The organism is Paenibacillus sp. FSL R5-0810 (assembly GCF_038002285.1).
Taxonomy (GTDB): domain Bacteria; phylum Bacillota; class Bacilli; order Paenibacillales; family Paenibacillaceae; genus Paenibacillus_AQ; species Paenibacillus_AQ lactis.
The window spans coordinates 3302058-3316441 of the sequence record NZ_JBBOCF010000001.1 but is presented as its reverse complement, the minus strand read 5'-3'; the positions used below and the strand labels follow the sequence as shown (position 1 = coordinate 3316441).

The following is a 14384-nucleotide window of genomic DNA, read 5'->3' as shown; positions in this document are numbered from 1 at the left end:
ACATGAATATAAAGGGGAAGAGGTCATTTCTCCGCAGAACTGCCGCAGGCATGGCGGCAGCTGCTCTTGCCGCAAGCATTTGGGCCGCACCTGCCGCGCACGCTGCCGCCCCGTCACTTGACACGATTCGGGTAGCGATGTTCCTGGATCTTGGAAGCCAGTACAGATCCACAGTGAATGCCGTTACCCTGCAATCCGAGGAGGCCCTGACGGTTGCATTAGACAATGCCGGAGCCCAGGACGCGATGACAAGCATACCGGCTAACCAACAAACGCGCATGAGCGTCGATTCTTACCGGGTGAAGGTACTGGAGACGACAGATTGGAAAACGGCTGCCGAAGCCGCCAAAAAGCTGCAGGCAACGAGCGATAAACCAATGCTGTTTGTGGACGGCAAGGTGTACAAGCTGTATACGGGCATGTATGCATCGGAGAAGGCTGCATCCGATGCGGCAGCGAGAACAGCCAAGACGGCGGCTGCCCATTTGAACGGTCAGACCCCTTCGGTACGGGGCGGACTCCATCTGTCCGCAGGCTCCTTCGCAACGGAAGCGCAGGCGGAAGCAGCGCGTGCAGCCTATGCTGCTGCCGGCGTTGACGCATTTAACGTCATGACCCAGGCAGGTTATGAGGTTTGGGTCGGGGAGGCTGCCAATGCATCGGATTTGGCCGCTGTCCAGCAGCAAGCCGCTGCTGCAGCGCCGAATCCCCTTGTTGAGACGAATACCAAGACCCCGGGATTGATCCTCCGCAGGGACGCCGGTCTGAACCTGGCGGCTGCTCAAGAGGTTCAGCACTTTATGCTGTCAGGTGAGCTGGCCACGCTCAAGGTGTCGGGGACAGCGGGCACCGGAATCCATGTGAAAGAACGTTCCGACCGAACTTACCGCGGAGCGATGGAGATCGGCAAGAAGAACGGGCAATTGTATTTGGTTAATGAGCTGCCGTTCCAGCAGTATCTATATTCGGTAGTAGGAGCCGAAGTGCCTTCCTCATGGGGGGCCGAGGCTTTGAAGGCACAAGCCGTTGCCGCAAGAACCTATGCGCTGTTCCAAGGAACCAAGTTTGAGGTCGCCAATGTCGTCGATACAACGCTGAGTCAGGCTTACTACGGTACGGCCTACGAGTATCCGAGCGTCGTGCAGGCGGTGGACGCCACTGAGGGAGAAGTCGTCATGAAGGACGGCAAGCTGGTCGAGACGGTGTTCTCCTCCAACGCGGGAGGCATGACCTCTGACCCTGCAGAGGTATGGGGCAATGCCAACAATGTATTCGCGGCAGTCGAGAGTCCGGGCGATACGTCGGCACAAGCCGCGTTGAAATCGTGGTACCACGTTCTTCTGCCCAGCGGGCTCACGGGCTATGTCCGGGAAGATAACGTGAAGGAGACAGGCAGCAAGACTGCCGCAGACCTCCCTTATATGACCGTTACGTCTAAGGACACGAATGTGCGTCCGCTGCCCCTGATTCAATCCGATGCTAAGCCTGTAGCCCAAATGAATCCGGGCGATACGGCGGTCGTTCTGGACAAGGTGGCGGAATCGAACAGCTATGCGTGGATTCGGGGCCCGTTCACGTCCGAGCAGCTGCTGGCTTCGCTGAAAGGGAAGACGTCTAGCGCCCTCCCTTCAGCCATAACGTCGCTGACGGTGACCGAGCGCGGTCCTTCAGGCCGGGTTTTGTCCGTCAACGCCAATGGCCAGCAGCTGGATGTGAAGTACCCGGATGTGTACCGTTCGGCATTTAACGGACTGCCCAGCACCTTGTTTGATATTGAACCGACCGGAAGTTATACTGTATTGAGCGCGAATGGTGCAGAATCAACGGTTTCGTCCGGAGAGAGCGTTACGGTTGTCTCAGGCAACGGAAGCGCCAGCGTAAAGGGCGCCGGTACCGTTATTTTGAGCGGTGAAGGACAAGCCAGAGCCGTTGACAGCAAGGCTGGCTTTAAATTTACGGGCAAAGGGAACGGCCACGGCCTGGGCATGTCCCAATGGGGCGCCAAAGGAATGGCGGATCAAGGGTATGATTATAAGCAGATCCTGCAACACTATTACCGCGACACGATTATTACGAAGGAATGACCGATCATGAATGTGGATTTATACGATTTTGAATTGCCGGAGCGTTTGATTGCGCAGACTCCCTTAAAGGAACGCAGCGCTTCCCGGCTTCTTGCCTTGAATAAAGAGGATGGAGCGATGTCCCACGGGACCTTTGCCGATATCGTTGGTTTTCTGAATCCGGGTGACACCCTCGTTCTTAACGATACCAAGGTCATCCCCGCCCGATTGTTCGGCGAGAAAGAGGAGACGGGTGCGAAGGCGGAGGTGCTGCTTCTGAAGAACCTTGGGGAAGACCGCTGGGAAGCGCTTGTCAAGCCGGGCAAGAAGCTGAGACGCGGAAGCACGATCTCCTTCGGAAACGGGAAGCTCAAAGCCGTTATTGAAGAAGAGGGGGATATGGGAGCTCGGACGCTTCGATTCACCTATAAAGGAATTTTCCAGGAGATCCTGGATGAACTGGGTCAGATGCCGCTGCCTCCTTACATTAAGGAGAAGCTCGATGACCGTGACCGGTATCAAACTGTGTATGCCCGGAATGAAGGCTCCGCGGCTGCTCCGACGGCAGGACTTCATTTTACGGAAGCACTTCTCGACGAGATTAAGGCCAAAGGCGTGAATATCGCTTTTATTACGCTGCATGTCGGGCTTGGAACTTTCCGCCCGATGTCCGTTGAGCGGGTTGAGGATCATGTCATGCATGAAGAATACTATTCCCTCTCCAAGGAAACGGCTGAGCTCCTCAATGAGACCAAGCGTCGGGGAGGAAGAGTAATCGCGGTAGGAACGACGTCTTGCCGAACGCTCGAAACCGTGGGCGAAGCTCATAAGGGAGGCCCTCTCAGCGAGAGCAGCGGATGGACTAGCATTTTTATCTATCCAGGATACTCATTTACCGTGGTGGATGCGCTCATCACGAATTTCCACCTTCCCAAATCGACGCTGGTCATGCTCGTAAGCGCGCTGGCCGGACGCGAGCATATTCTGGAAGCTTACCGTGAAGCAGTCCGGCAGGAATACCGCTTCTTCAGCTTTGGGGACGCAATGTTTATTTATTAACTTCGGAGGTTGGTTGGACATGGCAGCTGCTGTTACGTACGAACATATAAAAACCTGCAAGCAGTCGGGAGCGAGGCTGGGAAGGGTTCACACCCCCCACGGCGTGATCGATACGCCGACGTTTATGCCGGTCGGCACGCTTGCAACCGTCAAAACAATGAGCCCGGAAGAGCTGAAGGCGATGGATGCCCATATCATTCTGAGCAATACCTACCATCTTTTTCTTCGCCCCGGGCATGAGATCGTCAAGGAGGCAGGCGGGCTGCACAAATTCATGAATTGGGACCGGCCCATCCTGACCGACAGCGGCGGATTCCAGGTATTCAGCCTTGCGGAAATGAGAAAAATTTCGGAGGAAGGCGTGCATTTTCGATCCCATTTAAACGGAGACAAATTGTTCATCTCCCCGGAAGTAGCGATGGAGATTCAAAATGCGCTCGGCTCCGATATTATGATGGCATTTGATGAATGTCCGCCTTACCCGGCGGAATACGAATACGTGAAACAATCCACTGAACGGACCTCACGCTGGGCCGAGCGGTGCCTTCAAAGCCATGCCAGACCGAAGGATCAGGCGCTCTTCGGAATCGTCCAGGGAGGGATGTACGAAGATCTCCGCCGGCAAAGCGCCGCTGATTTGACTTCCATGGATTTCCCGGGTTATGCTATTGGTGGACTTAGTGTGGGAGAATCGAAGCAGCTGATGTATGAAGTGCTGGATTACACGGTGCCCCTGCTGCCGGACAATAAGCCGCGCTATTTGATGGGAGTCGGATCACCCGACGCTTTGATCGAGGGCTCGATTCGTGGCGTGGATATGTTCGATTGCGTGCTTCCGACACGGATTGCCCGTAACGGAACAACGATGACAAGTCAAGGCCGTCTTGTCGTTCGAAATGCTCAATACGCCAGGGATTTTGGACCGCTGGATCCGGAATGTGACTGCTACACTTGCCGTAACTACTCGCGTGCGTATCTGCGTCATCTGATCAAGAGTGACGAGACGTTCGGGCTTCGTTTAACGACGTATCACAATCTTCATTTCTTGCTCGATCTGATGCGGAAAGTGCGTCAAAGTATTATGGAAGACCGTCTGCTTGATTTCCGCGATGAGTTTTTTGACAAGTACGGCCTTCATGATAATGAAAAAGGTTTCTAAGTAAGCTAATGACCCATGGGGTTTGTCGTTGAAGGGGGGGAAAGAAATATGCTTGATCAACTCGCAGCAGCACCGAATCAAGGCGGCGGAGGTCTTCTTGGCTTGATTCTGCCGTTCGTTCTGATGTTCGTCATCTTCTATTTCTTGCTGATTCGTCCGCAACAGAAGAAGCAGAAGCAGAGAACTGCAATGCTGAGCGCTTTGCAGAAAGGCGATAAAGTGGTAACTATCGGTGGCCTTCACGGTACGATTGTGGAAATTACCGATGATATCGTCGTTTTGAAAGTGAATGATGTAACGAAGTTGACGTTCGATCGCAATTCGATCAGCCATAGTGTAAACAATACGTAATCCTCAAGGCATACATATGTCCTTCGAGGGACTTGATTTGCAAGCGAAAGGCCGACTCTATTCTGGAGCCGGCCTTTTTGCTTGCTTTTATTTTTTCAAGTTAACGCCGAACATGCCTCCGATCGCACCGGCGATAAAGACGGTGGCCAGCAGGGTCAGGTCTCCAAGCGCCAGCGAGCTGTCCAGCGCAAGGAATCCGATAGCAAGCAGCGTAACACCGTACAGAAGCCCGGTTAAGCAGCCGTAATACCAGCCTCTGTTTCCTGCACGCTTTCCGCCAACACAGCCTCCGATAAACGCGGAAAGAGCATGTACGAGAAAGGTGTAGAACGATAAATCCTCTTCCGTCAAGCCGCTGCTCCACAGCAGGAGGGAGAGCGCCAGCGCGCCAAGAAACATCCAAAAAAATGAATACAAAAGTCCTGAAAGAATGGGATTGGTAACGCGAAAGGTGAATACTCGCCGGATCGGTTCCATGAATCGTTCCCCCTTAACGAATATATTAGTGCGAGTTCAAAAAGTCGGTTCTTCAGCACCGAAGCTTATGCTTCCGAAGTGCGTTTTTTCAAAACGCTTTAGGTTAGATAAAGCTAGGGCCTGAGGAGCGGAGCTACACGTTTTCTCAGAAAACGCCTTCGAAAGCATCTGCTAGTTTTGGGTACGTGAGCATCCGAAGGCCCGGCCGAATTCAAGATTCGATGCCGGGGTGCTTCTTGATTCACTGCGTGATCAAAAGACGACTTTTTGAACAACCTCTATTAGTAAATATTGTATGGCCAAGCCTGGTCAGATAGTACAACGGAAACCGCCAAATTCGATATTTGTAAGATTGCCATTAATTAATCGTCAATCTTCGAATGGGAATGGATGCCGAAGGTCAGAATAGCTGTACATGAGAATGTTCGACCAGCTAGGAGGGATTGATTATGTCTCATATTACGATTCTGATACTGCGGACGATTCTGATGTATGCGGTTATTTTTGTGACGATGCGCATTATGGGAAAAAGAGAGATCGGAAAGCTGTCCATATTCGATCTTGCCATCTCGATTATGATTGCAGAGATTGCAGCGTTTGTTCTGGAGGATGTCAACAAGCCGATTTGGGAAGGTCTCGCCCCGATTATCGTCCTCGTTGGGATTCAAGTGGGGCTGGCCTATCTTGGATTAAAATTTCGAAATATCCGTCTGTTGGCTGACGGCAAGCCTAGCATCCTAGTATCCAAGGGGAAGCTTCACCGCAAGGAGATGGCGAGGCTCCGCTACAATCTGGATGATCTGATGCAGCAGCTTCGCGGCAAGGATATAGACAGCCTGGCCGATGTAGAGTTTGCAATATTGGAAACGACCGGTCAGCTAACCATTATTCCTAAAGACAAAGAGGATGCAGCAGGCTCCTCGGCCAGCTCCTCAGGCTCGGATGATCAGGGCGGGGTTGTCGTGTCCGGCAGCGAGCAGGACAGCTCTGGATCCAGCAGCACGGCTTCCAGGTCCGATGCGGAGGCTTCCGTAGGTGGCAGTCAGCAGGGCATTTCCGGATCCAACAGCAACCCTTCGAGTTCCGGCAGCGGCTCTTCCACCTCCACCGGTGGTGCTTCCTCTGGTAACGGCAACGGGCAAACCATGTCCACCCGCAGTGCTTCACAAGAGGCAATTATCGATATTCCTTACCATAAGGTTACCTATGAAGGGATGCCGATCCCGCTGATCATGGACGGAAAGGTGCAAGATGAAAACCTGAAGCTCATCGACAAAAACCGGCCATGGCTCCAAGGCGAAATCCGAAAGTATGGTTTTAACGATTTCGAGGATGTATTCCTCTGCTCCATTGATCATAAGGGACGGATCTACCTCGACGGGAAAGAGCAGGATTAACGGCGGCTGCTGCGGTTGAGCCAAGCTCCCACCACGGGAACGCGCTCCAGATCGCGCGGCGTCACCAGTCTGGTCATAAAGATGACGGCCAAATAGACGGCGAAGCCTACGGTAACGGACGTAAGAAATTGAAGCCATGGCTGTGTACTAAACGGCAGATGGTTATATCCATAGAGAATCGAAGCCCCCATGATCAGCATGACGGCCGCCGTTTTGATGTAATCGAGCCAACGGAAGCGAAATCCGATCAGCCGGGACAGACTGAAGCCGTGCAGCACGGTGACCGCAACGCTGTTCACGAGAATGGCTATGACCGCCCCCTTGATGCCGAAGGCCGGATTGGATGCCAGATAGACGATCAGGCTCATTTTAATCAGGGCTCCGATCAAAGTGTTGACAAGGGCTCTTCCTGGCCGATCCAGCGCCTGCAGCGCTGCTTGTAGCGGGGACTGCACGTAAAGAAACAGCGCGAAGGGAGCCATTATTTTAAGCATGGTTCCGACCTCCCGGTTATCGTACAGAAGCAGGCACAGCGGTTCGGCCAGGACATACATAACAACGGCAAAGGGGGCGCCTGATACGAGAGCCAGTCGAAGTGACTGGTTCATCCGTTTATGTATGGTCACCCGGTCATTACGCGCGGAGGCCTCCGAGAGAGAAGGAACCAGGGAGATGGCGAGTGATACCGTGAGCGCCCCCGGAAGCAGCAGCAGCGGTATGACCATCCCCTGAAGGGCGCCGTATTGGGCGGTCGCGACGGTTGTAGCGATGCCGGCCAGAGCAAGGCTGCGGTTCGTAAGAATGGTTTCAAGCAGGTAGGAGAAGGAGCCTACCATTCGGCCTCCGGTGACCGGAATCGCGATTCCTGCCAGCCGCTTCAGAATCCCTCGGGTTGTATCCGCTGATTCTTTTAACCCGGATGTGTCCGGAGGAGGCGATTTGGGCAGGAGCTTGCCGTTTCGGCGCTCTTCGCCGGCATACTGCAGCAGCAGGGCAACCATCCCGATCAGTTCGCCTACGGCAGTGCCAAGCATTGCTCCAGCCGCTCCGTACTCGATGCCTTTAGGCATGAGGAGATGGGCAAACCACAGCATGCATACGATTCGGACGATCGTCTCGATGACGGAGGAGCTCGCGGAGGGAATCATGTTTTGTTTGCCCTGGAAGTAGCCCCTGTATACGGAAGAGACCGCGATGATAATAAGCATGGGCGTCATGCTGATGAAGGTCTGGAACACCCGCTCGTCCGGCAGAAGGACCCCCGTGACCCAAGGAGCCAGCAGCAGGCTCAATGCCATAAAGAGCGTTCCGGCTGTCAGCGTCAGCATCAGGCTGACTTGGAGAATTTGCTTGGAAGCATCCCGCTTTCCGGCGCCTTCCGCTTCGGCGACCATTTTGGCAATGGCAAGCGGAATTCCGCCGGTAATGATCGTAACAAGAACGATAAAGAAGGGATAACCGAGCTGGTAAATGCCAACGCCTTCCGGACCGATGATTCGTGGCAGGGCGATGCGGGGAATGAAACCGAGGATACGGTTCAGTATGCCTGCAGCTAGTAAGATTAATGTTCCTTTGATAAACGATTGCTTGTTCACTGTCCATCCCACTCCCTGGTTGAGGCTGAATTTAAGGGCTTGTTTTCCTGTATGAACCGCCAAATTAACGTTATTCTTATGGATATGCCCTACCTGTCCCATATGATGACTTTACTTTTTGACGCGGTCATGGTACGAATAGAAGGAAACAGGCTTTAGGAGTCGAATCTATCAAAGGAGACGACAGGGAGGAGGCTATACGTCATGGAACAACTGACACCTATGACTGAGGACGAATTGATGAGCACCATCGAAATGGTATGCCAAAGCAAAGTCGAGGAGATGCACCTCATAGGCTACGAGCACGTGACGACGGATGATATCTGGAACTGCGTCAATAGCAAATATGAGAAGGAAGGCGTTCCGTCCCTCCATAAACTGGTCAACGATATCTTATCTTTAAAGGCAATGAGCTTAATGAATTATATGACAATATCAGCATATAAGGGATCGTCTTTCGATTAATGAAAGAGGTCCCTTTTTGACTTGCCGTATATATGATTGATCCTCATCCCGACAAATTTTGATAAATTGACTGGGTTTTATGACATCGCTATAATAGGAATATTGAGTAAAAAGGGGGAAAAAGGGACGGCATGAAAAGAATCATCAGTTTCATCGTTACCGTGCTCGGGCTTACCATTATAATGGCCGTTACAACTCCAGGCTTGCTGAAAGATGTCCGCCTAGGTCTAGATCTGAAGGGCGGCTTTGAAATACTTTATGAAGCGGAGCCGTTGATGGAAGGGCAGCAAGTCACGAAAGAAGCATTGCAGGAAACTGCGAAGAGCTTGCAAAAGCGCGCAGATGCGCTCGGCACAACAGAGCCGGAGGTTACACCGGAAGGAACCAACCGCATTCGTTTGAAAGTGGCCGGCGTGACGGATGAGGCCGAGGTTCGGAAGACGATGAAGGAACCTGCAAACCTTACATTCCGAAGCAATGACGGCTGTAAAGAAGGCGAGGAGTTCTGTAAAATCGAGCTTCGGGGCAATGATTTTGTGGAGAATGGCGCATCCATTGCCTATGACCAACTGAATCAGCCTATGATAGACATTAAGGTGAAAGACAAAGCAAAGTTTGCTGAAATTACGGAACGCCTGCTCGGTCAGGAATTGGCAATCTTTATGGATGACCAGCTGCTGTCCGCTCCGACGGTACAAGCCGTGCTGACGGATGGTTCCGCTCAAATTACAGGTAGTTATACGCTGGATGAGGCGAAGCAAATCCGCGATACGATCAACCTTGGCGCATTGCCGCTCAAGCTGGTTGAGAAGTATTCGCAGAGCGTTGGGGCTACCCTTGGCATGCAGTCTCTAACGAAGACGCTTCAGGCAGGTCTTTTGGCGTCGGTTGCAATCCTGCTGTTTATGATCATCCGATACCGCATTCCTGGCTTGCTGGCAAGCTTTGCACTCATTCTGCATACATGGCTGCTGATTCTCGTGTTTGTATGGGCAGACTTTACCTTGACCCTGCCGGGGATTGCAGCGTTCATTCTCGGGGTAGGTATGGCGGTTGACGCCAACATCATAACCTATGAACGGATCCGGGAAGAGATTAGAACAGGTAAGAGCGTCGCTTCTGCGGTAAAAGCCGGAGGCAAGTCTTCGCTGCGCGCGATCATGGACTCGAACGTGACGACGATTCTCGTTGCGGCTGTCATGTTCGCATTCGGTACGGGTGCCGTTAAAGGCTTCGCCATCGTATTGATTTTGGAGATCCTTATCAGTATCGCCACGAACGTTTATTTCTCCCGTTTCTTGCTCAATCTACTTGTGAGAATAGGTTGGGCCGGCAAACCGAGCCATTACGGTGTAAAGGAGCGTGACATTCGTGAGCTTTAAAAACTTCAATTATGTCGGCAAAAGTAAAATCTTCTTTATCTTCTCTATTGTCATAACCGTTCTGGGCTTGGTATTCCTGCTGATGCGGGGGCTGAACTACGGCGTTGATTTCCGCTCCGGTTCGAACGTAGACATATCTTTTAAGCAGCAGCTGACGAGCGAACAGGTTCAGCCGGTGCTGAATGAAATCGGGATCGGCGAGGATGCCAGCATCACGGAAGGGACAGACCGCATCAATATCCGGTTCAGCGACGTGCTGAGCGAGGATCAGGACAGCAAGCTGCGGACGGCGGTTCAAAAGCTGGACCCCTCGGCTACCTTTGAAGTCAACACGGTAGATCCCGAGATGGCTAAGGAGCTTGGACGCAACGCTATCTATGCGGTGCTGCTGTCCTGTATCGGGATTATCATTTATGTCAGCATTCGGTTCGAGTGGCGGTTCGCCCTTGCAGCCATCGTAGCATTGCTGCATGACGCCTTTGTCGTCGTCAGCATATTCTCGATTCTGGGGCTGGAGGTCGACCTTACCTTTATTATCGCGGTGCTGACCATTATCGGTTATTCGATCAATGATACGATTGTTATCTTTGACCGGATCCGGGAAAATCTGCGCTTTGCCAAAATTAAACGCCGTTCCGATTTGGTCGAGCTGGTCAACAAAAGCTTGTCCCAGACGATTGGGCGTTCGATCTATACCGCATTGTCGGTGTTTATCGCTGCATTGTTCATGCTTATACTCGGCGGTGAATCGATTCGGATGTTCTCCTTGGCGATCTGTATCGGTCTCTTGATCGGTGCGTACTCGTCGATCTTCATCGCAAGCCCGTTGTGGCTTGTGCTTAAAGGGAAAAATGTCAGCAACAAGCCGCAAAAAGCAGTGAAGCCGAACAAAGATAAAATCGAGATTTAATCACATCGATCCTATACACATGAAAGCCGCGTCGCAGGCGACGCGGCTTTCAAAAGTTAGCTGCCTTATAGCGTGCATGATTGGGGGGGACCTCAAGTGAGGAACGGACGATCGAACCAAACGGAAGCTGTCCTCTGGACAGGCATTGTGACAGATTTCGCCTTGGCAGTCTTCAAAGGCATTGCCGGCTATCTGTTAAACAGTAAGGCTTTGATGGCAGATGCCATGTATTCGTCAGCAAGCGCTGCGTCGCTGCTGGCGGACCGTTTGCCGCATCTCCGGGTATTCGGGAGAAGCAGCGCTGAACGAAATAAGCAAGGTCCATCCATGCAGTCTGAGTCTGTGATCTCCATCCTAATCGCTGTATTGATTATGATGGGCGGCCTTCAAATCGGAGTTTCCGCGATCCAAACGTTTGCTTCCGGAGTCCCGGAAGCACCGGATAAAACGGCGCTGCTTGCCGTGCTCATCTCATTGGCCATCAATGAAGCGGTATTTCAGTACCAGTATCATCATATGAAAAAGAACAGAGACCATCGACTGCAGTCGATATTGGAGAACCACCGCTTTGCGTTATATTGCTCGATCACGGTCATCATCGGCGTTTTCTTGTCATTCATATCGGGGGTGTATTTTGACGGGTACGGACTTATTTATATGGATTCCGTGGCGGCTCTGATTGTGGCGTGCCTCGTGATTCGCAAAGGGTATATCTCCATCATTCATTCCGTATACGGTACGCTGACGGAAGAGAAGCGGCATGAATTCGAGCCCGAATTTATGGATACGATCCAGCGCGTTCATGGCGTCATTACGGTCGAGAAACTTAAAGTTCAGGAGTACGGCCAGGTTCGCCAAGTCAATCTGGAGGTTATGGTCAGCGTCAACCCGCGCACGTCGGTGCTGGAGGCTCAAGAAATTGCCGAACGCATTCGCAAGCTTCTGACCCATCGGTTTATGCTCGTTTCGGATGTCAAGGTTTCCGTTGTTCCGTATGATCCCGGTTATCCGTATAAGTCGAATTTTGACCTGTTGGACAATGATTCGCCAACACTGCCGCAGTAATCAAGTGATCTATACTTAAGACAGCAGGAAAGCGGCAGGAGAGAGGAAGGTGATTATCCTGTGCTGTATTCCAAATATGAATGGCGGGTAAAAGCCCCGGATCACCATACGGCACAATGGCTCGCAAAGGAAATGTCGCTATCGCCTGTTGTGGCATCATTGCTGGCGACGCGGGGAGTCTTATCCTTGGAAGACGGGAACAGATTCCTGTACGGCTCTTTTGAGCTTACCCATGATCCTTATCTCATGCAGGGAATGCGTGAGGCCGTTCCGCGTATTCGAAAAGCGCTGGAGGATCGGGAGCATATTCTGATCTACGGCGATTATGATGCCGACGGGGTTTCCAGCACCTCGCTCATGATTCAGCTAATGCGTGAGCTGGGAGCCTCCTACGATATATACATTCCTCACCGTGCGAATGAAGGTTATGGTCTACATAATCATGCGCTCGATTGGGCGCACCAGCAAGGCGTGAGCCTGGTGATCACGGTCGATACAGGAATCAGCGCGGTCGATCAGATTGCATATGCGAATGAGCTCGGCATGGATGTGATTGTTACCGATCACCATGAACCGCCGGAGCGGCTGCCCGATGCTTATGCGCTGATCAATCCGAAAATCAAGGCATGCCCCTACCCGTTTAAGGGCTTGGCTGGCGTCGGCGTAGCCTACAAACTGGCACAGGCTCTCGTCGGAGAGCCGCCAAAGGAATGGCTCGAAATCGTTGCGATCGGGACGATTGCCGATTTGATGCCGTTGACAGGCGAGAATCGCGTGCTCGTTAAGCAAGGGATCGAATCGATGCGGTCAACCCGGTATGAAGGCATTCGTTGCCTGCTTGAGGTATCGGGGGTCCAGGTCGAGCAGGTGACGGCTGTCAACGTGGCGTTTGCCATGGCCCCGAGGATTAATGCCAGCGGCCGGCTGGATCATGCCGGCAGGGCGGTTACGCTCCTTACGACGGAGAGCCGGGAGGAAGCAGAGCGGCTGGCGTTTGAGCTGGACGCCTTGAACAAGGACCGGCAGCAGGTCGTAGAAACGATCGTACAGGAAGCGATTGAAATGGTTAACGTCAAATGGGGCGAGCGCTTGCCATCCGTCATTGTACTGGCTGGCGAAGGCTGGAATGTGGGGGTTGTCGGCATTGTAGCGTCCAAAGTGCTGGAGCGGTTCTACCGGCCGGTTGTCATTCTTGGTATCGATCCCGAGACAGGCAACTGCAAGGGCTCTGCTCGTTCCATACCGGGGCTGGACATCTATGAAGCTTTAAGCTCCTGCCGGGACGTCATGGATCATTTCGGCGGTCACCCTTCGGCTGCAGGCATGAGCCTGCACCGGGACCGGCTGGACGAATTTGAACATGCGCTCCAGCAATTCGCTGATGGAGTGCTGAGGGAAGAGCATTTTACCGCAGTTTGCGAAGCGGATATGGAGTGCAGCATGTCGGACGTCTCGCTTCCCGTCATTGAACAGCTGGAGCTGCTTGGACCGTTCGGGATGGCCAACGCCGTTCCCAAGATCATTTTTCGGGATGTTACCGTACAGGAAGTACGGAAAATCGGCAAGGAAGGCAAGCATCTGAAGCTGCGGATTGCGCAGAAGGGTCAGCAGATCGATGCTCTCTTCTTCGGGAGCGGCCATCTGGCCGATCTGCTGCCGGCTGGCACGGTCTTGGATGTTCTTGGGGAGCTGTCCGTGAATGAATGGAACGGCAGCCGCAGACTCCAGCTCTTGATTCAAGACCTTCGGGTGTCTTCCAGACAGGTGTTTGATTTCCGCGGGATTTCTGAGCCTCTAAGTGCCATCAAACGGTGGAGAGCGGAGCTTGCGCCATACCTGCAGTGCTCAGCCGACAGGTCCGCCGTCGTATATGCAAAAGATTCACATCCTGAAATAAAAAGTCAATTGTATGATATGTGCCTTTGGGTATATGATAGGAATGCTGGCATTATGCCGGATAACGATATTGCTGAGAGCAAACCTAAAGAAGACACTTCCGTTTTGTTCGTGCTGGACATACCGGAGAGCGCCGAACAGCTGGATGCGATGATGGAGGCCTTCCACAACGTTCCTAATATATTCATGCTGCATCCGACTCGGAATGAGCGTGAACGACTGCTGATCCCGAGCCGCGAACAGTTCAAGCAGCTATATGTTCTGCTTGCCGGCATGGCATCCTCGCCGGTACCGGAGCAGGAAGCGGTGGCGCAGCTGAAGCGGCGAACTTCGCTGTCCTCGCGCATGCTTGCCAAAGCGCTGGATGTATTTGAGGAATTGGTGTTCATCCAGCGGGCCAAGGGATGGATTACCTTTGTTCCGAAACCGGAGAAGAAACCGCTTGATGCTTCCCGGCATTTCCGGGAATTAAGCAATCTTGCGGACATGGAACAGCATTTGCTGCATGCCGGTACTGAACAATTAACCCAGTGGATGATGTCCCGTACTAAAGATGTTTCTTAGC

The 14384-nt window shown here is 52.6% G+C and carries 12 protein-coding genes; 10 read left to right on the top strand and 2 right to left on the bottom strand.

The features are described from left to right. The first annotated feature begins 2 nt into the window (after nucleotides 1-2). Genes MKX76_RS14990 through yajC form a run of 4 tightly spaced genes read left to right on the top strand, consistent with a single transcriptional unit; the run spans nucleotide 3 to nucleotide 4632 of the window. Complete coding sequence (locus tag MKX76_RS14990; RefSeq protein ID WP_341034080.1) at nucleotides 3-2084, top strand: SpoIID/LytB domain-containing protein; 2082 nt, start codon at nucleotides 3-5, stop codon at nucleotides 2082-2084. A gap of 6 nt (nucleotides 2085-2090) precedes the next feature. Further along, complete coding sequence (queA, locus tag MKX76_RS14985; protein ID WP_341034078.1) at nucleotides 2091-3122, top strand: tRNA preQ1(34) S-adenosylmethionine ribosyltransferase-isomerase QueA; 1032 nt, start codon at nucleotides 2091-2093, stop codon at nucleotides 3120-3122. A 19-nt stretch (nucleotides 3123-3141) separates the two neighbouring features. Continuing rightward, entirely contained in the window at nucleotides 3142-4281 is a 1140-nt protein-coding gene (tgt, locus tag MKX76_RS14980) for a tRNA guanosine(34) transglycosylase Tgt (protein WP_007133165.1), read from the top strand. Between the two features lie 48 nt (nucleotides 4282-4329). Beyond that, nucleotides 4330-4632, top strand: coding sequence for a preprotein translocase subunit YajC (gene yajC / locus MKX76_RS14975; RefSeq protein WP_007133166.1), 303 nt, complete (start codon nucleotides 4330-4332; stop codon nucleotides 4630-4632). Nucleotides 4633-4719: 87 nt separating this feature from the next. Here yajC and MKX76_RS14970 read toward each other — a convergent pair whose 3' ends face one another. Continuing rightward, entirely contained in the window at nucleotides 4720-5109 is a 390-nt protein-coding gene (locus MKX76_RS14970; protein ID WP_007133167.1) for a TIGR04086 family membrane protein, read from the bottom strand. 449 nt (nucleotides 5110-5558) lie between these two features. On the opposite strand from MKX76_RS14970, the gene MKX76_RS14965 reads away from it, so the two are divergent. Beyond that, nucleotides 5559-6506 (top strand): DUF421 domain-containing protein, encoded by a 948-nt coding sequence (locus MKX76_RS14965; protein WP_007133168.1) that lies wholly within the window; start codon nucleotides 5559-5561, stop codon nucleotides 6504-6506. Here the strand turns inward: MKX76_RS14965 and spoVB are convergent. Next, on the bottom strand, nucleotides 6503-8101 hold the full coding sequence (spoVB, locus tag MKX76_RS14960; RefSeq protein WP_251537947.1) for a stage V sporulation protein B: 1599 nt from the start codon (nucleotides 8099-8101) through the stop codon (nucleotides 6503-6505). The genes MKX76_RS14965 and spoVB overlap by 4 nt on opposite strands. Nucleotides 8102-8305: 204 nt before the next feature. Here spoVB and MKX76_RS14955 point away from each other — a divergent pair, with 204 nt between their 5' ends. The 5 genes from MKX76_RS14955 (at nucleotide 8306) to recJ (ending at nucleotide 14383) form a co-directional block, all read left to right on the top strand. Further along, entirely contained in the window at nucleotides 8306-8566 is a 261-nt protein-coding gene (locus MKX76_RS14955) for a post-transcriptional regulator (protein ID WP_007133170.1), read from the top strand. A 131-nt stretch (nucleotides 8567-8697) separates the two neighbouring features. Further along, entirely contained in the window at nucleotides 8698-9948 is a 1251-nt protein-coding gene (secD, locus tag MKX76_RS14950; protein ID WP_007133171.1) for a protein translocase subunit SecD, read from the top strand. After that, the gene (gene secF / locus MKX76_RS14945; RefSeq protein WP_007133172.1) at nucleotides 9938-10858 is read left to right on the top strand and encodes a protein translocase subunit SecF; all 921 of its coding nucleotides are present in this window, start codon (nucleotides 9938-9940) and stop codon (nucleotides 10856-10858) included. Before secD ends, secF begins: the two co-directional genes overlap by 11 nt. Nucleotides 10859-10954: 96 nt before the next feature. Then, nucleotides 10955-11923 (top strand): cation diffusion facilitator family transporter, encoded by a 969-nt coding sequence (locus tag MKX76_RS14940; protein ID WP_007133173.1) that lies wholly within the window; start codon nucleotides 10955-10957, stop codon nucleotides 11921-11923. A 60-nt stretch (nucleotides 11924-11983) separates the two neighbouring features. Next, on the top strand, nucleotides 11984-14383 hold the full coding sequence (gene recJ, locus MKX76_RS14935) for a single-stranded-DNA-specific exonuclease RecJ (RefSeq protein ID WP_007133174.1): 2400 nt from the start codon (nucleotides 11984-11986) through the stop codon (nucleotides 14381-14383). Nucleotide 14384 lies beyond the last annotated feature (1 nt).